The organism is Cytobacillus depressus, assembly GCF_008923245.1.
GTDB lineage: Bacteria > Bacillota > Bacilli > Bacillales > Cytobacillaceae > Cytobacillus > Cytobacillus depressus.
In genome coordinates this window covers 49,457-71,899 of the sequence record NZ_WBOS01000011.1, presented here as the reverse complement: position 1 = coordinate 71,899, position 22,443 = coordinate 49,457, and the positions used below count along the sequence as shown (strand labels likewise).

The following is a 22,443-nucleotide window of genomic DNA, read 5'->3' as shown; positions in this document are numbered from 1 at the left end:
CATAAGCTTAGCCTCGATCTTCAGCAATCGGGCGCGATTATGGAATATCGCCTTAAGGCGAGCTGTTGCCTTGAAGGCAACAAAATCATTTAACAGGGGGCATGCTGCTGATTTCGGCCAGATGGGGTCCCGTCAGGAAAATGCGGATTTACAACGCTAAGCCCATTTTCTTGACGATTCCCCCGATTTTAACAACGTTAAGAAAGTTTTGGAAACAAAAAGCTGATTTTTCCTACGCTAGGGAAGAACCATCTTTTCTACATTTATTGAACTATCGATTCCCGTTAGTCTAATAATAACTCATCATCATTTGGTAAACCTACCCAGCCGACTGCTTTGATAATGAGTAAATGGTACTTGTATTATTTATGTTGCGGTTTCTTTTATAAGATTCGCTTCTCTTGCCAGAAGTAGAGTATAGTAGGAGTAGTTGAAAATATATTCCAGGAGGCTACAGCCATGTCACAGGAGATTTGGATTAACCTGCCGGTCAAAGATGTTGAGAGGTCAACTGCCTTTTTCAATGAGATTGGATTCCATGCGGTGAGCGTTGGTAACGAGAGAGCCAAGCTTGCCATAGGACAAACAACGATTCTACTGTTCCCGGATGCGGCGTTTGAGAAATTTACAGGTTCAAAAACCGCAGATACTTCCCATAGCGCAGAAGTAATATTTTCCATTGGCGCTGAAAGCAGAGAAGAAGTAGATGCATTTATTCAAAAAGTAGAGTTTGCCGGAGGAAGCATCTTTGGCAAGCCGAGTGAAATTGATGGCTGGATGTACGGCGCAGGATTTGCCGACCTGGACGGTCACCGCTGGAACCTGTTGTACATGGATGAGAGCAAAATGCCGAAACGCTAATATGGAAACGCCGGTCACCTACTTAAGGTCACCGGCGTTTTTCTACTCCCCGTATAATCTCATATCTGTCATTCAATCCAAAATCGTTGCTTAGAAGGAAAAATTCGTGAGTTAAATTAATACAAATCAACTGTATTAGCCCGTGTTAATTTATTGGTCTTACATAAATTATATTAACACATATTGGAACCAACCTATGCACAATAAATGGAAACCTCATTTATATGCGTGACGGTGAACCGTTTCACAAGATAAGACATACCTTGTTGTTCCACAATCGGGCGCGATTGCGGAAGATCGAAGTTAGAAAATGATCAAACTTTATCTCAAAGCAGGAACATATTGGATATGTCCAATATGTTCCTGCTTTTGATTTTATTGAGTTTAACATCTATGACCTAAATTTAAGGGCGGCACACTTTATGCGCGAGCATCTAAATATCAATATCAACTTAGCATTTGAAATAATAAACAAACTTTCTTAAGCCCCTACTAAATGAGTTCGGGCATTTTTTATTATTAGGGGTAGCGTAGTAATTCGCATTTACAACGAGAATTATTTTGATACAAAAGTAATATGATGATGTATCAATAAGTTTTACTCTATTGAGATAGTCAGGTCAGGGTTTATAGTTTAACTAAGCGTAATGGTTAATCCTTTGTTCCGTAATCGAGCCATTTAATTGAATAAGACTACTAATCAAAAAAAGGGTATTCAGGTTCATTTAGAAGCTAATTGTGAAGCAATGCACTTAAGCTAACGGTGGCATGAGCATAAGATACAGCTGCCATTTGGCAAGCTTTTCTTATTGAGCTAATGGTACAATTTGGCTGAAGAATGATTTAATTTGGTAATTGAGGAAGTTATTATTAATAATTAAATTCTCTACATTTGGGGTTATTATGAAAACATTTATATTTTTGGTGAGGCACGGTGATTCACCAAAAGGTGGAGATGAAATGACGAGAGGGTTAACTGAAAAAGGCGAATTAGATGTTCAACGAATAACGGATAAAGTGGCTAAATTGGCAAAAGAGGTAAACCACCGATGAAATTAAGGGAGCAAAAAAGCTTTGTTCGTTTTTGGACTGCATCCACAACTTCAAACTTAGGCACATATATTACGACTATTGCTTTGCAAGTATTGGTGGTTGTTAATTTGGGAGGCAGTGCTGTTGATGTTGGCTGGGTTTCAGCATCTAGATGGCTTCCATATGTATTGTTGGGATTAATAGCGGGGGTTTTGGTTGATCGTTTTCACCGAAAGACTGTACTGGTGGTAACAGATATGGGGCGTGGCATTATATTTGCTTTTATTTGCTTATTGGCTGTCATAGGAGTACTCAGTATTGGCTGGCTAATGATCCTGCTTGTGCTCTTTGGCGCCATGTCTCTTTTTAATGATGTTGCCTACCGTTCCTTTGTGCCACAATTAGTCCCTCGTCCTTTATTAACACGTGCATATGCACGGCTAGAACAAAGCGCAGCTGTTACGGAAACGGGCGGTCCAGCCATTGGAGGTGGACTTGTCTCATGGATCGGTGCACCTTTTGCCCTTCTTGTAGATGCCGTATCGTATCTGTTTTCTGGTGTTTTAATGGCCTCTGTTAAACACCAGCCCTCAGATAAAGTGAAGGTTGGTCCACTTGGTCAGCAAATCAAGGAAGGTTTGCAATGGGTCTACCAACACCAATACCTTCGTACACTCGCTTTAAACACGCACGTCTGGTTTTTATTCCATAGCATGACGATGACGGTCCTAGTATCCTTTTTTTTGATTGAGCTTGGCTTCGATGCCTCGCACCTTGGGTTTGCCCTCGCCTCTGCAGGTGTCGGTGCGGTCGCTGGAACGTCTCTATCTACTCGGGCCGGTGCTCGCTTGGGAATCGGGCGTGCAATGGCTTTTTCTCGAATTCTCTATGCTCCAGCAGTGATTGTGATGGCTCTAGCTCCAGCAACTAACACCTCCGACTCACTTAACATAGCTCTCATTTTTGCGGTTGTCGGGCAGCTATTGTACGGCTTTGCCATGGGAATCGAGGGTCCTCTCGAAATGGGTTATCAGCAGTATGTCACACCATCTCATCTGCAAGGTCGCATGAATGCCACACTACGATCCATCAACCGTAGTGTGGTCGTTATCGGCGCCCCACTAGGTGGTGCCATAGCCGACGAACTAGGGTTCCTAACGGCTTTATGGATTTCGATAGCTGGTCTAGCTTTATGCGGACTATGGTTCGGTCTTTCATCGATGAGAAAAGCTCAAATAAAAGAATACGAAATCTAAACTTTCATTAAAATAATAAGACTCTGACTGACAATCTAATAAAATTATAATTTTATAATTAAATGTAGAATCTAGCGTAGGAACAAGTAATGTTTTGTTTGTGAAATAATGTACTTAAAGTAACAGATGCTAGAGTTCAAGAAGAGGGATGGCTGCGGGCGATCCCTGTCTTCTTGTGCTAACGGGGCAGTTGTGCGGCCGAGCATAGGTCGTATCATATAACGGGTGGGATTCCCGTCGAGTAAGAACTAGCCATTCACTCGTAGCGAGTCTTGGAGGGCTAAAGGTAACTTTCGTCTTTAAGCGTAGACAGTTAGGTAATGGGCCGAAAGCCAAGTGGTTGAAGGGATTGAGCCCCATAATGTTAGTAATTCGAGAGGGCTGATGTTTTAACTGCGACAGAAAGCAACATTTCATTATTCGTAATGGCAAGAAGAATGAAACCTCTCTGGGGTCAGAGACCTTGGCACGTTATACATTGATATGATACGGCAACTCGGGAGACCCTATCGGTCTTTTCTTTTTTTTAGAAGAGTATGGTGTACAAGCGATACAAAGTGAGGAAACCAAATGCCGATTAGGGAGTCGGATAGCAGCGTAGTACCAATGAAGTTGGGTAATGCCGATGGAGGGAAAGGCTAGCTACCAGTTATCACCCTTACTAGGGAAACATTTACTACACGCAGAGGTAGGAATATTAAATGGAAACAAAACTACTAAGGATAGCAGAATTAGCAAAATCTGATCCTAAAATGAAATTTACATCTCTTGCACATTTATTAGATGAGCAATCATTAGTTCAATGTCATCAAGAGTTACCTAATAAAAAGGCAACTGGGGTTAATGGTACAACTAAAGAACAATACAGTGAAAATCTAAAAGAAAACATAGAAGGCTTAGTAAATAGGCTTAAAAGCAAAAGTTATCGTCCTGTTCCAGTAAGGAGAATGTATATTCCAAAGCTCAATTCAGACAAGAAAAGACCATTGGGAATACCAGAACATGAAGATAAAATTGTACAAAAAGGCATTACAAAGATACTAAATACCATCTATGAGAATGATTTTCTAGACTGTTCCTTTGGATTCCGTCCAAACCGTAACTGTCATGATGCATTGAAAATACTGAACTATTACATTGAAAAGAGGTCAGTAAATTATATAGTAGATGTAGATATCAAAGGATTCTTCGACAATGTTGACCACACATGGATGATGGAGTTCTTAAAACTGCGAATCTCTGACCCTAACCTCCTAAGATTAATTGGTAGGTTTCTTAAAGGTGGATATATGGAGGCGGAAAGAAATTCAAGGCAGAAAATGGCACACCGCAAGGTGGTGTAATATCTCCGATATTAGCCAACGTTTACCTCCATTACGTCCTCGACCTATGGTTTGAGAAAAGGGTTAGAAAACAGTGCAAAGGACAAGCATTTATAGTGAGATATGCAGATGATTTTGTTTGTTGTTTTCAATCTAGAAGTGAAGCTGAACAATTCTTCGAATCATTAAAATTGAGATTAAAGAAGTTTAACTTAGAAATAGCCGAGGATAAAACTAAAATTATTCCCTTTGGAAAGTTTGGGGAGAAAGATGTAAAACAAAAGGGAAACAGTAAACCAGCAACCTTTGATTTCCTAGGTTTTACACACTATTGTGGGAAAAGTAAACAAGGTAAGTTCCGATTGAAACGGAAGTCAAGTAGGAAGAAAGTCCAAGGCAAACTCAAAGAATCTAAGCAATGGTTGAAGATTAATAGAAATAAAGATATTCATATCATTATGGATAGATTTAGACGCTCTCTTATAGGTTATTACAATTATTATTGCATCACAGATAATACCCAAAGTGTAAACAAATTCAGAGACAAAATCGGATACTTACTGTATAAATGGCTCAATAGAAGAAGTCAAAGGAAATCATTTAATTGGGATAAATTCAGACTCTTTCTTAATAAATACCCATTACCTTACGCAAGAATTAAGGTTAACATATATGACTTAAGAAAAGAAATTAGCTACATTATGTGAACGATAACTAGGAGGAGCCGTGTGCGTTAATTGCGCAAGCACGGTTCTGTGAGGGGAGAGGAATACAATCTACCGTGAAGTAGAGAGATTCCCTTCTACTCGACTAATTTAAGTGTAATTATTCACAATCTGTATTATTAAATGTCCTTTTCCTCCACAAAAAAGACTCCCACCACATGAAAAAGGAGAATGAATTCATTATGGAATCATCCCCTCAAATAGTTTGAATATGGTTATACTTATATTACTCATCAATGACTCGCTAAACGTTTTTCAAAATCCGCTTTAAACAACAGAATAGCATCAATATTTACAGCAAAATCATGGTCACTGATATTAAAATTAGTAATAAACTCGTCAGATCTCTCACGAACCATAATTGTCGGACGGATATTGTCTCCAATAGCGTCCTTAGTTACAGCACTTCCATAGAAATACCAGTTAGTTTGAGTAGGCGCATTTGCTGCATTCTTAGATAAGTCATTTTTTATTAATTCGCATAATTGATCCATAAAATCTTCATTAAGCTTAATGGTTTTTCCATGGTGACCATCAACAGATATATCAGCATATCCATACCAAATATTCCTGCTTGTAAGCTTTCCGTCTTTTGAAGTGTATGTTTCATCAAACAAAATCTTCATTTCATACCCTCCGTTAGTATAAAATTTCTTCACACTATTATACACCAATTAGAAAATGTAAAATAGCTTGCTGTTAGTCTCACTATACTTGTAAGAGTTAGGCAAGCTAACTTCATGGTAGGGTTCCTCCTAAAGTTGTAAGTTAGAGTGGTGTCTATACTCATATCTTACTGAGGGGCTTTATTTTTTTCAAACCTGATATTTAACGATCTACAGGAATGCTATCGTATCTGACGTAATCTGCTTTAGGAGACAAGGTCATCTCACCGTCTGGTAAACGAGGGCTATGGCTCCAGAATCAAATGTCTTGTTTTCGATAAGTTTAAGATTGATCTTCTCCTTGTGACCTTGGAATAACGGCAACCCGCTGCCGATCAGGACGGGAGAAACCGTAATTTTATACTCATCTATTAAATCAAGTTGCATAAGGTAGTGTGCTAACCTAGGACTGCCGAGGATGACCAAATCCTTGCCTGGCTGCTGTTTGAGGTTCTTGATCTCTTCCTCGACATCTTCTTTCACCAGTCTGGAATTGTTCCATTCGACTTTCTCCAGCGTCGTGGAAAAAACGATTTTGGCTGTCTTTTCGATCCACTCGGCATGATTCCGTTCATGCTGCGAAGCTGAGGGGTTCGAAGGCACAGATGTCCAGTAACTGTGCATCATCTGATAAGTCCCACTTCCCCATATGACAGTGTCGGCGGTACTCAGAATTTCTTTCGCGTGTTTCTCCAAGTCAGCATCGTAGGAAACCCAGCCGATGTCCATTTCACCGTTCGGACCTTCTACAAAACCGTCAAGTGATGCGTGCAGAAATAGAACGAGTTTTCTCATTTTTAGTTCTCCTTTGTTCATGAGGGATATTTTTTTCATACTTCTTTACCTCCAATGTAAGTATAACCAATTTTTTATAAATTTGGGTAAAAAAGTTCTATAAAATAATGTTCTTCAACTCCCATGAAAATTATAAAAGCTCAAAACCCTGAAAAGAGCATAACAAAATTGACCCAGTAAAAACGCTTTTTAAAAAAAGGCTGAGCCTTCTGAGTGTTCATTATTGAGTTGAAAGATAATCAAGAACCTTCTTTCTATAAAAAGGATAGAATTGGCTGACGCAACGACCAGAATAAGGATTAATCTCCCATGAGTGCTACCCATATAGGGCGCGACAGTCGATGGTACACCGTGGTCGTCGGAGTCAGACTAACGGATGGGCTCAAAGGCACCATAGTTCAACGACCTTCTTCGGGAGCCATTAAACATTATGGACTTGGAACCACATTTTCATTCTCTGTGGTGAAGCGCTGACTTTTGCGCTTCATGAATGGCTAACGGGATGCTTTGGTTGAATCACTTTACAAAAATGAATAAATCGCAACGGACAACAGCAAATAGACACCCTTTTACAAAGGATGTCTGCATTCAGTTATTTCGTTTGACTTTAACCTTTTGCTTTTGACATCAATAGCCCGCCACTCCATACTATATTTATTACTAAAAGTGATAGTAACTAAATCATATGGGAAATCGTGAGCACCTTCAAATGTTGTTAGCTGCACGGTGACATTAAAGTAGCGGTAGGTTTCGTGTTCTACCTTCTCTTTGATTTGGAGAATCTGTTGGCAATAAAACTGCTTCGGTTCTCCGAAATGTTTTTCGATTGCTTTATAGATGGGTAGAAATAGCAAATTGAGGATTATATCATCACGCAACTGTATATCCTTTTTAGTTACTGTTTCAGCTTGAACGGGAGAAAAAGAGAAAAGAGTTAGGCAGGCCATCAATATTACAAGGCTTTTTTTCATAAAGAAACTCGCTTATAGTTTTTTTATTTTGCCCACTTTACAAAAATAAATTTAGGTAAAGTGTAAAAACCTTTTAAATTAGGCTTTATTAAAGATTGATGTTGATTTTATTATTCAACTACCATGAAAGTACAAAACAGTGAAAATCTAAAAAAGGCAATGCTAAAGTCGACCCAGCAATTGTAATTTTTAAAAAAGCTGAGCCTAAAATTAAACCTCATGTCGCAATATCAGTATGACCACAAAAACCCTACTTTCATTCTCTGTGGTGCAGCACTGATTTTGTGCTGCATGGATGGCTAACAGGTGCATTACTGGAACAACGGTAATGCTTTTTCTTATTGAACTAACGGGTGCGTTAGTTCAATAAGGACTCTAATCTATTTCTTAGAACATTATGTAGTTATGATCTTCAGCAATCGGGCGCAATTCTTGGGACAAGGAGATTGCGCTCAAGTTCATTTTAGGGACATCTTGTTTAATGAAATGGTAAAATATAGATAATTAAAACTGTCTCATTAGGGGGGGAAATGGGATTTGCTTTTACATTCATTAAGAAACCCTGCTCAATCATTAAAAAAAGAGGAGAGGGTTAAATAATACATCTAGAATTTATTTGCAGTTTAATATTTGATGATAAATTCATTATAGCCCTTTCGTTATTTATTAGTATATTCGCGATAATTTTGCATAGGAAAACATCAAAAGAATTATAAGTGGGAATATAAGATTGAAAAAAAAGGTAAAATGTGTTATTGAGCTAAACGGGGCAGGTTTATGCAACTTTATGAAAAAATTCATAGTAATCGTTTTAATCTTCTTGAGAAAGAGAAATTGAATGCAAAAAAGAAAGAACATAAAATTACAGGGAGTAATAAAATCAGCAACTTTTCAACAACCACTTTTAAAATGATAAGAAAATTTGATGTAGCACCTGAAAGAGTTTTTGATGCATGTTTGAACCCTGATATGATGAGGAAATAGCTTTTTACCTTGGAGGGGAAGGATAAGGTAGTAGAAAATAATCCACAAGTAGGCGGCACTTGGGAAATTGTTGATCATAGAGTTGGACAAGATTATCGAGAGATCAGGGAGTACCTGGAAATTGATCCTCCAAATAAAATAGTATTTACTTTTAAAATGCCACAATTCGCTAGAATCTTCTATTAGTCTAATAGTAGAAAGGCGAGCTTCCGTTCAAAGTTGAACGAAAAGTCGCCTTTCAAGCTTTACGCTTTATGATTTTTCAACCAAATTCATCATTAGATATTATTCTCCACCTGTAACACCGATTGCTTCTCCTGTGATCGCTGCTGCACCGTCTGAAGCCAAGAATAAAGCGGTAGCTGCAATTTCTGAAGGTTCAAGTAATCGTTTCATCCATTGCGCTCCTAAGATATGGTGATTTAATGCTTCTTCTATAGATGTTCCGTCTTGTTCCGCAAGTTTTGGCAATTGCTTTTCGATTAATTCAGTACGAGTTGGTCCAGGTAATATTGAATTAGCCGTAATGCCGTGTTTTGCATTTTCCATTGCGACCACGTTGGTAAATCCAATTTGACCGTATTTCGCTGCAACATAAGCAGATTTATAAGCATCAGGTCTTCTGCCGTGTCCTGAAGAAATCGTAATGATACGACCATAATTTTGTTTCTTCATAGCAGGAAGAACATGTTTCGTAGTTAAGAATGTCCCTTTTAGAATAACATCGACCACTAGGTCCCATTTCTCTTCTGGGAACTCTTCAACAGGAGAAATAAACTGAATTCCAGCATTGTTTACAAGGACATCAACTGTTCCGCGTTCCGCTATGACTTGTTCAACTCCGGATTTAACACTTTCTTCGTTAGCTACATTTACTTGATAGCCTTTTGCATTTTCTAATTTTTCAGCAGCGCTTTTTGCAGCTTCTTCATTTAGATCAAAGATTGCAACAAAATCACCATTGTTTTTAAATGCTTCTGCAATAGCATAGCCAATTCCTTGAGCTGCTCCAGTTACGATAACTGTACGTTCTTTTACCATAAGTATGACTCCTTTAGTTTTAATTTTTGTATTTAATTAAATATTTTTTTCTACACGTTTCCATGTAAGTTTATCTTCAGGTTTAAGTCCATTAAATATAACGACTACATCACCATCAATTTTAGAGATACGAGGCTGAGATTGACCAAGCCATGTGGGATTCATGCTTACTTCCATATAATGAGTCAATTCTTGTTTATCTTCATTCACTTCAAAACGACCTGAATAAGCTATATAACCGTGTGCTGCGGCTGCCATTTCTTCTTGTGTACCTGTATGTAGGTCACCCGATTGATAAGCAGGGCGTCCAGCTGCCATGAGTTGTGCAGACATATAACCATCCGGGTTATACATGATAAATCCTTTTGCATCTTTTCCTAAAGGATAAATAACATTTCCATCCTTATCTGTCGTTTGGTAAGACACCAACGACCATGTACCAATCACTTGTTCACGTAGTCCTGTTGCCATTCCCATTCACCTACTTGAAATTTAATTTTGCTGATATAATGATTATAGTTGTTATACATATATAATAAAAATATATATTTTTAATAAAATATATTTGTAGATCCTATAAATGAATAGAGTTATTCCAAATTTAACGCTGTTTATAATATTGGCATCATGATTAAAACTATGAACTAAACTATTGTTCACAAAACCTTCACAGATGTATGCAATAAAATAAAAAATCACATTGTGAAAAAATTCACAACGTGTTAATGTATTTAATGCTGTAAAATCTGTCATACTTCAATCGAGGATGGAAATAGCATCATGGATAATTCCAATGCTTTCTATCATACACATTGTTTCAATTTTACAATAGAAAACTATAGCAAAATTGAAATGATATGTGCCTTTAAGAAATAAAGAATAAGTATTCTTCTCTAAAGTATAAATTTGTTCGATACACCAAAACTTACGCTCAACAAGCCAAAATGATCAGCTAAGAAGGCTGATAAGCGTCAACAAATTCGTTAATAAAGATAAATAGAAAGAAGTCTGATGAAAAATTTCACCAGACTCCCAATAATCAATTAATAAATAAAAATAGCTGCGATTAATACTGCGATTAGCGCTAATAAATTTGCACCGGTCATGGCTATAAATTGATATTTAAAACCATTTTTATGATTAAGACCTGTTAGTGCAAAAAAGGTTAATACAACACCAGTATGCGGCATAACTGTAAATACAGCTGATGAAACAGTAGCTACTCTATGGATAACCTCAGGATTAATTCCCATCGCTAAATAATCTTGAGAGAAGGCTCCCATAACAATTCCCAATGCCCCCGAAGCTGAACCAGTTATAGCGCCAAAAGTTGCAGAGGCAATGGATAAACTGATAAGTGGATTACCTGGGATACCTAATATGAAGTCAGAAATATATTTAAATCCAGGTGCCAATGTGATAACAACGCCAAAAGCTACAGTTGAAGCAGTTAAAAAAACTGGCATGATTGAACCACTTGCGCCCTCATTAATGACCACTTTTTGATTTGGAATATATTTGTTAAAGAAAAGTGCCGAGACAATAATAGAAACTGTTAATGCAATTAATATAATATTCGGTATTTTCAAGGCGCTACCAATAATAATGATGACGATTAGAAGTACAATTGGGAGGATACTTATGAAAAATGTAGGAATTTCTTTCTTCCCTTCAACATTTGTATCACTTACTTCAAAATCAGCAAATGTTTCACCTCTTGCAATACTTTTGTTTAATGTTGATTTCATATACCAAAGACCAAAGGCAATCGCAACGACCGAACCAATGATTCCTAAAAGTGGTGCTGCGGTAAGTGTTGTACCTAGATACGCTGTTGGCACAACATTTTGAATGGAAGGTGCTGCAGGTAGCATTGTCATCGTAAACGTACCTAAACCAAGCATGATAGGAATAGTAATTAAGTTCCATGCGATATTTAATTGTTTAAATAATGGTTTTGCAAGTGGAACTAGTACAAATACAACGACAAATAAGCTAAGTCCGCCATAGGTTAAGACGGCCGTAATAATGAAGAGTGCTACTAATATCGGAAATGGCTTATCTGTACCTGTTTTCTCCAAAATCTTTTGCGCAATGGATTGAGCAGCCCCACTCGCATCGATATACTTAGCTAAAATGGATCCTAACATAAATACAGCAAAGAAATTGATAATAAATCCTGCGAGACCCGTCATATAAGAATTCTCTGTTCCTATGATGGAAGAGAAGAAATCCATTTGATTCGTTAATATGACTATTATTGAAGCAATGGGAGCAACAATCAAAATATTAATGCCCTTCATTGCGACATAAATGATAACCGCAATCGCAAGTAATATTCCTGCGACGTGAATAATCTCCATTTTTCCCCCTCCAATAATTCTTTTTACTAATTACTTTTACCTGTTTTAAGGCTTTTGTTTAGCAATGTACTGGTAATGTAACAACTCCTTTTATCGTTTGATTTTTAAATCGACTATATCCATACCAACCATGTAAAAAAGTACATTGCTAAGAAACCGGATTTTTTGTAAACGCTTTTTTCTTTTCTTGCATGATTTCCGATTTCTAGACTATTATAGAAGTTATATAAATATAATAAAAATACATATAATAAATAATATATATTTGTCAAACTTATAAGTGGAAGGGAAATTATGGACAATAGACAGATTAATTACTTTACAGAAGTAGTAAAACAAGGGGGATTCTCTAAAGCAGCCGAACATTTGTATGTTTCCCAGCCTACAATTAGTAATGTAGTAAAAGAACTAGAAAAAGATTTAGGTGTAAAGTTATTGGTACGGACAACAAGAAAACTGGAACTGACGGATACTGGAAAATTGCTTTTTCACTATGGTGAACAAATTTCTCAATTATACCGACATTTTTATAAAGAATTAGAGGATATTAAAAACGCTAATAAAGGCTCAATTAAAATGGGGATTTTCTCTTCAGTGGGTACGGAAATTCTCACGGATGTTATGTCCGCCTTCTATAGACAATATCCCGACATCACTATTCGCTTTGTGGAGGATGGTGAAGCGAATTTAAAAAATGCTTTATTCAATGGGGAGCTAGATTTGATTGTACTCGAGGTGTCGGAGAATGAACCGGTTAACTATATTCCGTTTTTGAAAGGAGACCTCCGCCTCCTTGTTCATCATACACACCCTCTTGCCAAAAAAGGATTGGTGAAATGGGAAGAGTTAAAGGATGAAAAATTTATCATCTTTCATGAAGGATTTGCTGTTCGTCGCTTTATAATGAAGGAATGTGAAAGAATAGGTTTTGAACCAAACATTGTTTGTGAAACGTCCCAGTGGAAATTCATTCTTGAGATGGTTTCTTGCAATATGGGGATTAGCATCCTGCCTCAAAGTAATTTAACTGAATTAAATGTAGCTCATAAGGGGATAAAAGTATTGCCTATTATCGATCAAGAAGTCCAATGGCAAATAGGTATAGTATGGAGGAAGGATGGCTATATTTCTTATGCAACAAGAAAATGGATTCAATTTTTAAAAGAGCGCCTCCAATAACATGAAGAAATAACGTCAATGAAAAGCATTTCTATGTAATGAGGAATGCTTCCAAAATAATGAACAACGTTGAATATAAACGTTGTTTTTTTATTTGTACCTTACTTATTAATTTTCTTGTTATTTCATAAAAGGGATGTTAAGGCTCCTTCTTTATTTTAAGCGCCGTTTAATGGTGCGAGGTTTAATTCTATTCCTATCCTATTTTGGTTTAGTAAAGATTTTTCCATTATTTAACTCACACCAATCTAATTCGTCATATGTTTCCTTCTCTCCGTATTTTTCCAAAAAAGCTTCCTTATTTTCGAATACTTCCATTAAACCATTTTCTAGTAATGTAATCATTCGAAAAGTATTCAATTGGAAAACCTTTGAAACAGCTATTAATTCACCTATATGGATAATGTCAGAAACATTTTTCATTATGTCCTCTCCTTATATAGACAAAGATAGTTCCTTTTCTTTAAAAGATAAAATATGCCCTCATTTACATGGCTTTCATTTATGCTTATGGATATTATTTATTTTTCTAATTTTATAAGAAAACATACGCTAAGTAAATTTCGTCTCTAAATGGGCTTATTATAATAATTTACAAGTCGATGTCTGTACAGAAAAAACAAAAATAGACGGTCAAACCATCTATAAAATTTGGACACAGCAGAAGATATGAACAAGGAAAAATTGGGCTTTAACACAATAAATGTGGAACTATTTATGCAGTTTTTTCGTGTTGTTCAATACTCAATCGGGCGAGTTTATTTAGGAACGCGTCTTTTTTATTATAGGGCCAGATTGTTGAAGGAGAATGCTTAATTTAATATATTGTGAAGTGTTTCACTTAAGCCAATGGGGCAGTTTAGTGCAATAAAGGGGTTGAGTAAAATCCAATTATTAACATTAAATGTTATAATGAATTATAGAATCGATTTTATAATTGGGGAGTGGGATTTTTTTGTTAAACATAATGAGGGTTATCTTTGCGTTGATTGCATTCTGTTTAGCAGCGTACGTAGTTTTTGCTATTCCACAAAAGGGCGCAATTCTGCAACGAGAATTACGCTCTTTCTTTATGTAAAGGCAATTTAAGGAGGAAGAATATCAAGAAAAATTCACTACTTATGGTAATGCAAGTATGGTGTTTGTGAAAGATTGTGCTTAAACGAGAGGGAAGGATAGTTGAAGGAAAGATAAGAAAGATAAATCAAAAACAAGAGGAGAAAAAATGAGGAAATTATACGGTTTTTATCTATTATTGATAGGTAGTTCACTTATGGCTATTACAATTGATAACAATTACATAGGTAATTTCTTTTTAAGATTCATTGGAGCTACATGTTTCTTTTTTGCAGTTAGAAATCTAAGTAAAAGGGCCATTTAATTGAAACACCTTTAAAGAAAACTGGATGTTTATATGAATAAATAGGTGAGAATCTGAAGGAATGCTAAACCAGGAGACTATTTAGAGGTTAAATGGAGGGATTTTTAATTTTTTGTAGAACATGAACCTAATAGGAATTAACGGAGGATTAATGATGAGAGTTTCAACAGAGAAGATTATCGAATTAACAACTACGGTACAGTGGAAAGATGCCTTCCCGATTATGAAGCAGCTTCGTTCAGATTTGGTGGAAGGGACATACCTTGATTTGCTTAATGAGATGAAAGAAGATGGATATCGTCTATTTGCATTATTTGCTGATAATAATATTGTGGCTTTAGCTGGCTTAAGCTTGAGGGTGAATTTTTATAGTAAACGTCATGTTTTTATATATGATTTGGTAACAGATGCTTCTCACCGATCCCGTGGATATGGAGAAAGACTATTAAAATATATTCATAATTGGGCGATAGAAAATGGGGCAGAATATGTGGCTTTAGAATCGGGAGTCCAAAGAATAGATGCCCACAGATTCTACGAAGAAAAATTTAATTACGATAAATGGTGTTTTTCATTTAGAAAAAATTTATAGCATGTTTTTTTACTGAACTAACAGGTGCTTATCTTGAATAAGATTTAAGTAATTATCTTCAGCTGTATGGCACTATTCTACAATAGGTGAAAAAAGAGTCATCATTAAATCCTGCAATTCTATGAATGAATTGCGTTGTATTGTACATAATCAAAGGTGATTAAAGATGGAAATACGTTTTGCGAAAGGGTCAGACTACTATGCAATATCTCCAGTAATTAATGAGTGGTGGGGCGGAAGGAAAATGTCTGATATGTTACGAAATTATTTTTGACCATTTTACAAATACAACCTTGGTATTGATGGTGTTTTCGTCAATACAGACTAGGATGGACCAAATCAAGATAGAGTATTGTTTGTGAAAGAGATAGTTTTAATTAAGAAACTTCTTCTTCCATTATAGGGCGCTTATCCGGAAAAAAAGGATTAGCGCTTATTTTCATTTTAGGGTCATATTGTTGAACAATACCTAGATATCTATGTTAAAGTTTAGGAGAGATTGTTAAATTTTGTACTTAAAGTAACGGTGCAGATTAACATATGTTATTCAAAGATTAAGTGGTGACTAGGTTAATATTTTAAAAAACGAAAATGAAGGAGACGTTTGATATGGCTAAAAAAATATACATTATCCATGAAAATGATGATTGGACCTCACATTTAACAAAGCGATTGGATGAATTAAACCTACCATATGAGGCATGGCACCTTGATAAAGGGATCATCGATTTAACTTCGGTACCGCCAGAAGGGGTATTTTATAATCGTATGAGCGCGTCCTCTCACACAAGAGATCACCGATTTGCACCTGAGTTGACGGGTGGAATTCTTGATTGGCTTGAATTCCATAATCGAACTGTTTTTAATAGTAGTAATGCATTACGTCTTGAACTTAGCAAAATTAAACAATATACAGCGCTTGAAGCGAGTGGAATTCGAACTCCAAAAACAATTGGTGCAGTGGGCCGCGATCAAATTATAGAAGCTGCTGAAAAGCTAGGAACAGCCCCATTTATTACTAAACATAATCGGGCTGGTAAAGGACTTGGAGTCAAATTGTTCCAAACTGTAGAATCATTGAAATTACATGTCAATAGTCCTGCATTTGAAGAGCCTGTAGATGGAATTACGCTTATCCAGGAGTATATCCAATCACCAGATTCCTATATTACAAGAGCTGAGTTTGTAGGTGGCAAATACGTTTATTCTGTAAGGGTCGATACGTCAGAAGGATTTGAGCTATGTCCAGCAGATGTGTGTCAAATTGGCGACCTATTTTGTCCTGTAGGTGAAGAAGTAGAAGTAAGACCTAAGTTCGAAATTGTAGAAGATGTCGATCGTGATTTAATCGAACGCTATGAAGCTTTTCTGAAGGCAGTTAAAATTGATGTTGCCGGCATTGAATTTGTAAAAAATGCCGCTGGTGAAATTTTTACGTATGACGTCAATACAAACACAAACTACAATTCAGACGCGGAAGCAAAAGCGGAAAAATACGGAATGCTCGAGCTTGCAAAATTTCTTGGAGAAGCTTTGGAGAGAATATAATTTTGACCGCAGTAACCACGGGGACGCGGTTCCTGCAGTTTTTTTCCTGCTGCTCAGATTGTCGACAAAAGGGTTCAGAATGAGCCCATTGTGGCTTTGAAATAAAGTTGAACTGTTTATAAAAAAGATGAACCGGAATTTCCTATCATAATATAGAAGGGATTTCGGTTTTTCTTTTGGATTTAGAACCCGTTAAGTGAAATTTAAGTTATTCCATTACAGGGCGCAATTCTTCAGCGTGAATTACGCTCTTTCTTTATGTTAAAGGCCATTTGCACTTAAACAAGAGGGATGGCTAGAGATAGGTCTTTTCCATTACCGAATATGGAGAATACATAATTTCCAATTTCATCTTTTATTGTTCTAATTACATTAACTGGAACTCGGTCCTGATATACTAGTTTCCAGTCACTATTTTTAAGGAACTCCATGTCATTGTTCTATATTCAGAAGTTTTATCTGCTAAAGCATCCACATTTCTACTCTATGTAGTCTGAACAGTCAGTCTTTCTCTTATAAATTGGCAATTCAATTTTAAACATTGTTCCTTTCCCTTCCAAACTGCTAATCTGCACGCTTCCACCATGCTCCTCAATTATTTTTTTGCAAATCGGCAAGCCAATCCCTGTGCCAGTGTCCTTCGATGAATAGAAAGGTGTAAATAAGTTTTGCATTTCTTGCTTTGTCATGCCAGTTCCGTTATCTTCAATAATAATAAAGGCAGAAGAATCATTATAATCTGAGGAAAGGGTGATTCGTCCAACATCTTGGGGGGCGGCCTCAATCGCATTCTTAATGACATTTGCTAGCACTTGCTTTAATTGCCTTTCATTTGCTAATACAGTTGGATTTCTAATAGACAACGAAACGTCAATTTGAATTTTATTCATTTGATAAAGCATAGCCATGTTTTCTAATAGTTTGTTCAAGGGAACCTCTGTTTTTGTATTTTGTGATTTAGAAGTGTTTAAAAAGTCAAAGAGTAGATCGTTAGCCCGATTTATTTCTTCGATGGCTAGATCTGCATATTGTTCTTTGCCAATTTCGATTAGATGAGGCTTTAATAACTGTATAAAACCCTTAACTGCTGTTAATGGATTTCTAATTTCATGTGCAAGCTCAGTAGCGGATGTCATAGATTCAGTTTGTCTAGGAATATCTTGAATTTCCTCATCGGTTTGATTTCTATTATTTTCAATTGAAAGCATACTTCATCACCCCAAAAATTAACTTCAATCTAAACTATGACGAAATAAAGCGGATTATGTATAGAATTGTATTTTTTTTACCGAAATAAAAAAACAGCGGGAATTAGAAAATCCGCTGTTTTTTATAGCCATTTAATTTTTGGTTCTGTTTTGTTCACTATCCGTCTAATATTTGCACGATGCCTATAGATGACAAAAAATGCGAGCAATGAGGTTACAATGATTAGAGGAAGATCTCTAATGACGCAAGCATAAATAACAGAAACTAGAGCCGCAAGCATGGAAGAAAGTGAAACATACTTCGTTATGTATAGGCAAGCAAAGAAAACCAAAATAATTATGATGAACATTGGGGCTGCATATCCTAACAAGACACCGCCTGACGTTGCGACAGCTTTTCCGCCTTTGAATCCAGCAAATATCGGGTACATATGGCCGATTACAGCAAAGATTCCCGCAATCAGCGGATGAATTCCAGGTTCTAATAAAATGGATAGTAGCACTGCAGCTGTCCCTTTTAATATATCAGCAATCGTGACAGCCATTCCCGCTTTAACGCCTAATGTTCGAAAAGTGTTCGTTCCTCCTAAGTTTCCGCTTCCATGTTCACGAATATCGACCCCGTAAAAGGCTTTTCCAATAATTAGCCCTGATGGAATCGAACCGAGTAAATATGCTATGACAATAATTATTCCGTCTATTACCATGAAAATTCTCCTTCAAATAATAACTCTTTATAATTGTATCACGTTTTTTATAAATCACGCCATGTCAATCAGGAAAAAACTTTCATTATAAAGATGCTTGGTGAATATAAGAAGGCTATTTCCACTAAAACACCTTTCCATTCCATGTGTTTTTCGATACGATAGACATTAAGGGGGAAATAGAATGGCTCGAATTGAATATCACAAACAAAAACCTCTTTCAAAGAAGTGGATTATTGGTGGTCTTTTGTTTGCTTTTTGCTTAATTATTTCTAGTATTTTACTAATATTATATCCATTTGCGTCAAAGCAGAAGGAATCCTATTTTCATGGGGAATATCCGATTTTATTTGAAGGAACCCAAGCGGGAAATGCAATACAGGAAGGGAATAGTGTGTATGTTCCGATTTCCTTCTTAAAAGAACATTTCGATGATACCATCACATTTGATGAGAAATCTAATTCCATAATAATAACGACCAAAAACAAGGTTGTACAGATGCCATCAGATTCGCTTACGTATTATGTAAATGAAGAACCAGTTCAATTGCATTTTTCCGTATTTACGATGAAGGACAATAAAATGTATTTGGCACTGGATCCGCTGCTCTCCTATTATCCAATTGAATATTCCATCATGCCAGGAACAAATGCCATTTGGGTGAAGAAAGATGGTCAGACGATTCATCATGCAAAAGTGACAAACCAAAATGTACATGAAAAAAAGCTTCGTTTAAGAATAGATGCTAGTTTACAAACGCCCTATACTGAACAAGTGATGAATGGAGAGAATCTTTTTATAGAAGGAGAGAAAGAAGACTACTATTTTGTCAGAAAAGAAAATGGAGTGGCAGGCTATATGAAAAAGGATTTTATCAAGCAAGGCGAATCTGAATCGATTGCCATTCACCGCAATCAAGAAGAAGTAAAAGCTCCTGTCATTGACGGCCCCATCCAGCTTACTTGGGAAGCGGTTTATTCCAAAAATCCAGACATAGCAAAAATTCCAGTTATGCCTGGGGTGAATGTTATTTCACCTACATGGTTTGAGTTAGGTGATAGTGATGGGGGCATTAAAAATCTTGGCTCTCTGAATTTTGTTGAATGGTCTCAAAAGCAAGGCTATCAAATTTGGGGATTATTCTCCAACGCCTTTGAACCAGCCTTAACTCATGAGGCATTCAAAAACTTCGAAACGAGACAGAAAATGATTCGCCAACTTTTGCATTTTAGTCAAACTTATAAATTGAACGGAATCAATCTCGATATTGAAAACGTGAATCCAGAGGATGGACCTCTAATCACACAATTTGTGCGCGAAGCAATGCCATATTTTCATGAGGCTGGTCTCGTCGTCTCCATGGATATTACCTTTATTTCAACTAGCGGCAACTGGTCTGCCTTTTACGAAAGGGAAAAGCTTGCCAATCTGGTTGATTATTTGGTGGTTATGGCCTATGACGAGCACTGGGGAACATCTCCAATAGCGGGTAGTGTTGCAAGTCTCCCATGGGTGGAAGAAAATCTAAAAAGGCTGCTAGAGGTTGTACCAAATGAAAAGTTGATTTTAGGTGTGCCTTTATATGCAAGGCTTTGGGAAGAAAAAGACACTGGTGAAGTTTCCTCTAAGGCACTTTCCATGGGAAAAGTGAAGCAATGGCTGAAAGAAAACGAATTAACTCCTGTTTACGATGCAGCAAGTGGACAAAATTATGCTGAAAAATATTTTGCCGATGAACAAACGACTTATAAAATTTGGCTAGAAGACGATCTTTCATTAAGAAAACGTGCAGATCTTGCATTAAAATATGATTTAGCCGGTGTCGCCAGCTGGTCCCGGTATTTTGCAGATGATTCGGCATGGGCTTCTCTTTCGTTAGGAAATAAAACGTTGACGAAAAAGTAAAAAAGGTGGTTTGCTGTAAAAAGCAAACCATCTTTTTATTCTACTGCATATTTTCAACGCTAATATGTTTAAACGACTTCACATCAAATAACCCAATATCAGTAAGCTTCAGCTCCGGAATAACCGGAAGTGCCATAAAGGACAAAGTGACAAATGGATTAAACTCCATTGTGCAGCCGATTTTCACCAAAGCGTCATTTAACTCAGCTAGCTTCTCATTGACCATTTGTGCTGGCTGATCAGATATTAACCCAGCGATCGGCAATGATAGGGAGGAAAGCATATTCCCATCTTGAACAATGACAAGTCCGCCTTTCATTTCTGCTGTCAATTGGATTGCCTTGATTAGATCTTCATCCGATGTTCCAGCCGCAACAATATTATGAGAATCATGGGCAACAGTTGAAGCAATCGCTCCATTTTTGATGCCTAATCCTTTAATAATTCCTAGGCCTATGTTTCCAGTCATTTTATGCCTCTCAACCACTGCCATTTTCAATTGATCTTTGCTTGTATTGTACTGAAAATGGCCATTTTTAGTATCGACTTCTTCATTGAGGTGCTTTGTAACGATCATATTCGGAATAATCCCGATAATATTTGCCTTATTACCATCTTGGATATTTATTTGCAGTTGGTTAATTGAAATGGAATTGATGTTCACGCTATTCGTAATAGAAGGGACAGGAGTTACAAGTGAATGCGTTTCGGAAACTACTTTACCATTTGCTGCTGCGAGCTTTCCGCCTTTATAAACCTTCTCTATATCCATTGTTTTCAAATCGCTTACAACTAAAAGATCAGCTTCATATCCAGGAGCGATGGCACCCTTTGTTTTTAATCCGAAGCATTCTGCTGCATTTAAGGTTGCGATTTGAATGGCGAGCAGGGGATCGAGACCTTCCTTTATCGCTAATTTTACGTTGTAATCGATGCTACCTTCACAGATCAGTTCGTCAAGATGTTTATCATCTGTGACGAATAAACATCTGCGTGCGTTATTTTCATTCACTGCCTTCAAAAGGGCAATTAAGTCTTTCGCTGCCGAACCTTCACGCAACATGACATACATGCCTTTTCGTAAACGGTCTAACGCTTCTTCCGCCGTTACACATTCATGATCGGTTTTAATTCCTGCTGACATATAGACGTTGATGCCATCCGAATCAATCCCTGCTGCATGCCCGTCAATGCATTTTCCTTTTAAACTTGCATCCACAAGTTTATTGAGCATGTTTTCATCATTTTGACTAACAGACGGGAAGTCCATTACTTCTCCAAGTCCGAGGACCCTCGGGTGATTGTAGAGCGGTTCGAGCTGTTTTGCCCCAAGTTTTGCCCCCGCATTTTCAAAAGGTGTGGCCGGAACACATGATGGCAGCATTAAGAAGACGTCTAAAGGAATTCCTTCCGAAGCATTCAGCATAAATTCAATGCCTTCAATTCCGCTGACATTGGCGATTTCATGCGGATCCGCAATGACAGTCGTTACTCCATGCGGAAGAACGACATTGGCAAACTCTGCAGGTGTCACCATTGCTGATTCGATATGAACATGCCCATCAATCAAGCCAGGAATAATATATTTTCCAGTAGCATCGATCGTTTCTTTCCCCTCGTAATCCCCAATCCCCGCAATAAACCCGTCCACAATCGCAATATGATCTATGATTATTTCTCTTGTAAATACATTGACAATGTTTCCGTTTTTTATGATAAGATCGGCAGGTATTCGTTTAGCTGCCACATCAATTCTTCTTTTTAACTGTTCCATAGTTTGCTTCAATCTGGACCCCGCCTTTTTTTCTCTCTTTTAAAAATTTCGATTTTTCCATTTGTGGATCAATAAAAATTAACAAAATATAATACTAGGAGCGAATCGCCTATTCTCAATTGCTCCTAGTCAT

At 37.0% G+C, this 22,443-nt stretch carries 20 protein-coding genes and 1 pseudogene; 11 read left to right on the top strand and 10 right to left on the bottom strand.

Translation table 11 applies throughout. The annotated features are described in order from the left end of the window. The first annotated feature begins 459 nt into the window (after positions 1-459). From F7731_RS18315 to F7731_RS27400, 5 genes and pseudogenes are all read left to right on the top strand, one after another. On the top strand, positions 460-861 hold the full coding sequence (locus F7731_RS18315; protein ID WP_129731953.1) for a VOC family protein: 402 nt from the start codon (positions 460-462) through the stop codon (positions 859-861). A 903-nt stretch (positions 862-1,764) separates the two neighbouring features. Further along, positions 1,765-1,875, top strand: a pseudogene (locus tag F7731_RS18310) (histidine phosphatase family protein); the annotation flags it as partial. 35 nt (positions 1,876-1,910) lie between these two features. Continuing rightward, a complete protein-coding gene (locus F7731_RS18305; RefSeq protein WP_151536245.1) occupies positions 1,911-3,149 on the top strand; it encodes an MFS transporter in 1,239 nt (412 codons plus the stop codon). A gap of 701 nt (positions 3,150-3,850) precedes the next feature. Next, positions 3,851-4,492 (top strand): reverse transcriptase domain-containing protein, encoded by a 642-nt coding sequence (locus F7731_RS27405; RefSeq protein ID WP_484482020.1) that lies wholly within the window; start codon positions 3,851-3,853, stop codon positions 4,490-4,492. Continuing rightward, the gene (locus tag F7731_RS27400) at positions 4,435-5,178 is read left to right on the top strand and encodes a reverse transcriptase domain-containing protein (RefSeq protein WP_484482021.1); all 744 of its coding nucleotides are present in this window, start codon (positions 4,435-4,437) and stop codon (positions 5,176-5,178) included. Before F7731_RS27405 ends, F7731_RS27400 begins: the two co-directional genes overlap by 58 nt. A 251-nt stretch (positions 5,179-5,429) precedes the next feature. Here the strand turns inward: F7731_RS27400 and F7731_RS18295 are convergent, their stop codons facing one another. The 3 genes from F7731_RS18295 to F7731_RS18285 form a co-directional block, all read right to left on the bottom strand. Continuing rightward, positions 5,430-5,822: a hypothetical protein gene (locus F7731_RS18295; protein WP_007085177.1), complete on the bottom strand. Its 393-nt coding sequence runs from the start codon at positions 5,820-5,822 to the stop codon at positions 5,430-5,432. 258 nt (positions 5,823-6,080) lie between these two features. Continuing rightward, the gene (locus tag F7731_RS18290; RefSeq protein ID WP_151536297.1) at positions 6,081-6,656 is read right to left on the bottom strand and encodes a dihydrofolate reductase family protein; all 576 of its coding nucleotides are present in this window, start codon (positions 6,654-6,656) and stop codon (positions 6,081-6,083) included. Positions 6,657-7,225: 569 nt separating this feature from the next. After that, the gene (locus F7731_RS18285) at positions 7,226-7,627 is read right to left on the bottom strand and encodes a DUF3888 domain-containing protein (protein WP_151536244.1); all 402 of its coding nucleotides are present in this window, start codon (positions 7,625-7,627) and stop codon (positions 7,226-7,228) included. A 777-nt stretch (positions 7,628-8,404) separates the two neighbouring features. On the opposite strand from F7731_RS18285, the gene F7731_RS26910 reads away from it, so the two are divergent. Together F7731_RS26910 and F7731_RS26905 are read left to right on the top strand one after the other, a co-directional pair. After that, positions 8,405-8,611, top strand: coding sequence for a hypothetical protein (locus F7731_RS26910; protein WP_246197292.1), 207 nt, complete (start codon positions 8,405-8,407; stop codon positions 8,609-8,611). 9 nt (positions 8,612-8,620) lie between these two features. Further along, positions 8,621-8,797: an SRPBCC domain-containing protein gene (locus F7731_RS26905; protein ID WP_246197291.1), complete on the top strand. Its 177-nt coding sequence runs from the start codon at positions 8,621-8,623 to the stop codon at positions 8,795-8,797. A 99-nt stretch (positions 8,798-8,896) separates the two neighbouring features. Here F7731_RS26905 and F7731_RS18270 read toward each other — a convergent pair whose 3' ends face one another. The 3 genes from F7731_RS18270 to F7731_RS18260 form a co-directional block, all read right to left on the bottom strand. Next, on the bottom strand, positions 8,897-9,652 hold the full coding sequence (locus tag F7731_RS18270) for a 3-hydroxybutyrate dehydrogenase (RefSeq protein WP_151536243.1): 756 nt from the start codon (positions 9,650-9,652) through the stop codon (positions 8,897-8,899). A 36-nt stretch (positions 9,653-9,688) separates the two neighbouring features. After that, positions 9,689-10,123 (bottom strand): lipocalin-like domain-containing protein, encoded by a 435-nt coding sequence (locus F7731_RS18265; protein ID WP_151536242.1) that lies wholly within the window; start codon positions 10,121-10,123, stop codon positions 9,689-9,691. Positions 10,124-10,695: 572 nt separating this feature from the next. Beyond that, positions 10,696-12,015, bottom strand: coding sequence for a GntP family permease (locus tag F7731_RS18260; RefSeq protein ID WP_151536241.1), 1,320 nt, complete (start codon positions 12,013-12,015; stop codon positions 10,696-10,698). 294 nt (positions 12,016-12,309) lie between these two features. On the opposite strand from F7731_RS18260, the gene F7731_RS18255 reads away from it, so the two are divergent. Further along, positions 12,310-13,194, top strand: a complete 885-nt coding sequence (locus tag F7731_RS18255; RefSeq protein ID WP_151536240.1) for a LysR family transcriptional regulator — start codon at positions 12,310-12,312, stop codon at positions 13,192-13,194. A 201-nt stretch (positions 13,195-13,395) separates the two neighbouring features. Here F7731_RS18255 and F7731_RS18250 read toward each other — a convergent pair whose 3' ends face one another. After that, entirely contained in the window at positions 13,396-13,617 is a 222-nt protein-coding gene (locus tag F7731_RS18250; RefSeq protein ID WP_151536239.1) for a hypothetical protein, read from the bottom strand. A 1,112-nt stretch (positions 13,618-14,729) separates the two neighbouring features. On the opposite strand from F7731_RS18250, the gene F7731_RS18245 reads away from it, so the two are divergent. Continuing rightward, a complete protein-coding gene (locus tag F7731_RS18245; RefSeq protein WP_151536238.1) occupies positions 14,730-15,167 on the top strand; it encodes a GNAT family N-acetyltransferase in 438 nt (145 codons plus the stop codon). 609 nt (positions 15,168-15,776) lie between these two features. Beyond that, positions 15,777-16,715 (top strand): ATP-grasp domain-containing protein, encoded by a 939-nt coding sequence (locus tag F7731_RS18240; RefSeq protein WP_151536237.1) that lies wholly within the window; start codon positions 15,777-15,779, stop codon positions 16,713-16,715. A 479-nt stretch (positions 16,716-17,194) separates the two neighbouring features. On the opposite strand, the gene F7731_RS18235 is transcribed toward F7731_RS18240, so the two are convergent. Together F7731_RS18235 and plsY are read right to left on the bottom strand one after the other, a co-directional pair. Further along, positions 17,195-17,923, bottom strand: a complete 729-nt coding sequence (locus F7731_RS18235; RefSeq protein ID WP_151536236.1) for a sensor histidine kinase — start codon at positions 17,921-17,923, stop codon at positions 17,195-17,197. A gap of 122 nt (positions 17,924-18,045) precedes the next feature. Then, on the bottom strand, positions 18,046-18,630 hold the full coding sequence (gene plsY / locus F7731_RS18230) for a glycerol-3-phosphate 1-O-acyltransferase PlsY (RefSeq protein ID WP_151536235.1): 585 nt from the start codon (positions 18,628-18,630) through the stop codon (positions 18,046-18,048). Between the two features lie 184 nt (positions 18,631-18,814). Here plsY and F7731_RS18225 point away from each other — a divergent pair, with 184 nt between their 5' ends. Continuing rightward, positions 18,815-20,536, top strand: a complete 1,722-nt coding sequence (locus F7731_RS18225; RefSeq protein ID WP_151536234.1) for a glycosyl hydrolase family 18 protein — start codon at positions 18,815-18,817, stop codon at positions 20,534-20,536. 40 nt (positions 20,537-20,576) lie between these two features. Here F7731_RS18225 and ade read toward each other — a convergent pair whose 3' ends face one another. Then, positions 20,577-22,322 carry an adenine deaminase gene (gene ade, locus F7731_RS18220; protein ID WP_151536233.1) on the bottom strand — a complete coding sequence of 582 codons (1,746 nt, stop codon included), beginning with the start codon at positions 22,320-22,322 and terminating at the stop codon, positions 20,577-20,579. Positions 22,323-22,443 lie beyond the last annotated feature (121 nt).

Excerpts from the sequence above, each read along its gene's own strand:
- F7731_RS18315 (WP_129731953.1), top strand. The coding sequence starts at position 460 with ATGTCACAGGAGATTTGGATTAACCTGCCGGTCAAAGATGTTGAGAGG.
- F7731_RS18305 (WP_151536245.1), top strand. The coding sequence starts at position 1,911 with ATGAAATTAAGGGAGCAAAAAAGCTTTGTTCGTTTTTGGACTGCATCC.
- F7731_RS27405 (WP_484482020.1), top strand. The coding sequence starts at position 3,851 with ATGGAAACAAAACTACTAAGGATAGCAGAATTAGCAAAATCTGATCCT.
- F7731_RS18295 (WP_007085177.1), bottom strand. The coding sequence starts at position 5,822 with ATGAAGATTTTGTTTGATGAAACATACACTTCAAAAGACGGAAAGCTT.
- F7731_RS18290 (WP_151536297.1), bottom strand. The coding sequence starts at position 6,656 with ATGAGAAAACTCGTTCTATTTCTGCACGCATCACTTGACGGTTTTGTA.
- F7731_RS18285 (WP_151536244.1), bottom strand. The coding sequence starts at position 7,627 with ATGAAAAAAAGCCTTGTAATATTGATGGCCTGCCTAACTCTTTTCTCT.
- F7731_RS26910 (WP_246197292.1), top strand. The coding sequence starts at position 8,405 with ATGCAACTTTATGAAAAAATTCATAGTAATCGTTTTAATCTTCTTGAG.
- F7731_RS18270 (WP_151536243.1), bottom strand. The coding sequence starts at position 9,652 with ATGGTAAAAGAACGTACAGTTATCGTAACTGGAGCAGCTCAAGGAATT.
- F7731_RS18265 (WP_151536242.1), bottom strand. The coding sequence starts at position 10,123 with ATGGCAACAGGACTACGTGAACAAGTGATTGGTACATGGTCGTTGGTG.
- F7731_RS18260 (WP_151536241.1), bottom strand. The coding sequence starts at position 12,015 with ATGGAGATTATTCACGTCGCAGGAATATTACTTGCGATTGCGGTTATC.
- F7731_RS18255 (WP_151536240.1), top strand. The coding sequence starts at position 12,310 with ATGGACAATAGACAGATTAATTACTTTACAGAAGTAGTAAAACAAGGG.
- F7731_RS18250 (WP_151536239.1), bottom strand. The coding sequence starts at position 13,617 with ATGAAAAATGTTTCTGACATTATCCATATAGGTGAATTAATAGCTGTT.
- F7731_RS18245 (WP_151536238.1), top strand. The coding sequence starts at position 14,730 with ATGAGAGTTTCAACAGAGAAGATTATCGAATTAACAACTACGGTACAG.
- F7731_RS18240 (WP_151536237.1), top strand. The coding sequence starts at position 15,777 with ATGGCTAAAAAAATATACATTATCCATGAAAATGATGATTGGACCTCA.
- F7731_RS18235 (WP_151536236.1), bottom strand. The coding sequence starts at position 17,923 with ATGCTTTCAATTGAAAATAATAGAAATCAAACCGATGAGGAAATTCAA.
- plsY (WP_151536235.1), bottom strand. The coding sequence starts at position 18,630 with ATGGTAATAGACGGAATAATTATTGTCATAGCATATTTACTCGGTTCG.
- F7731_RS18225 (WP_151536234.1), top strand. The coding sequence starts at position 18,815 with ATGGCTCGAATTGAATATCACAAACAAAAACCTCTTTCAAAGAAGTGG.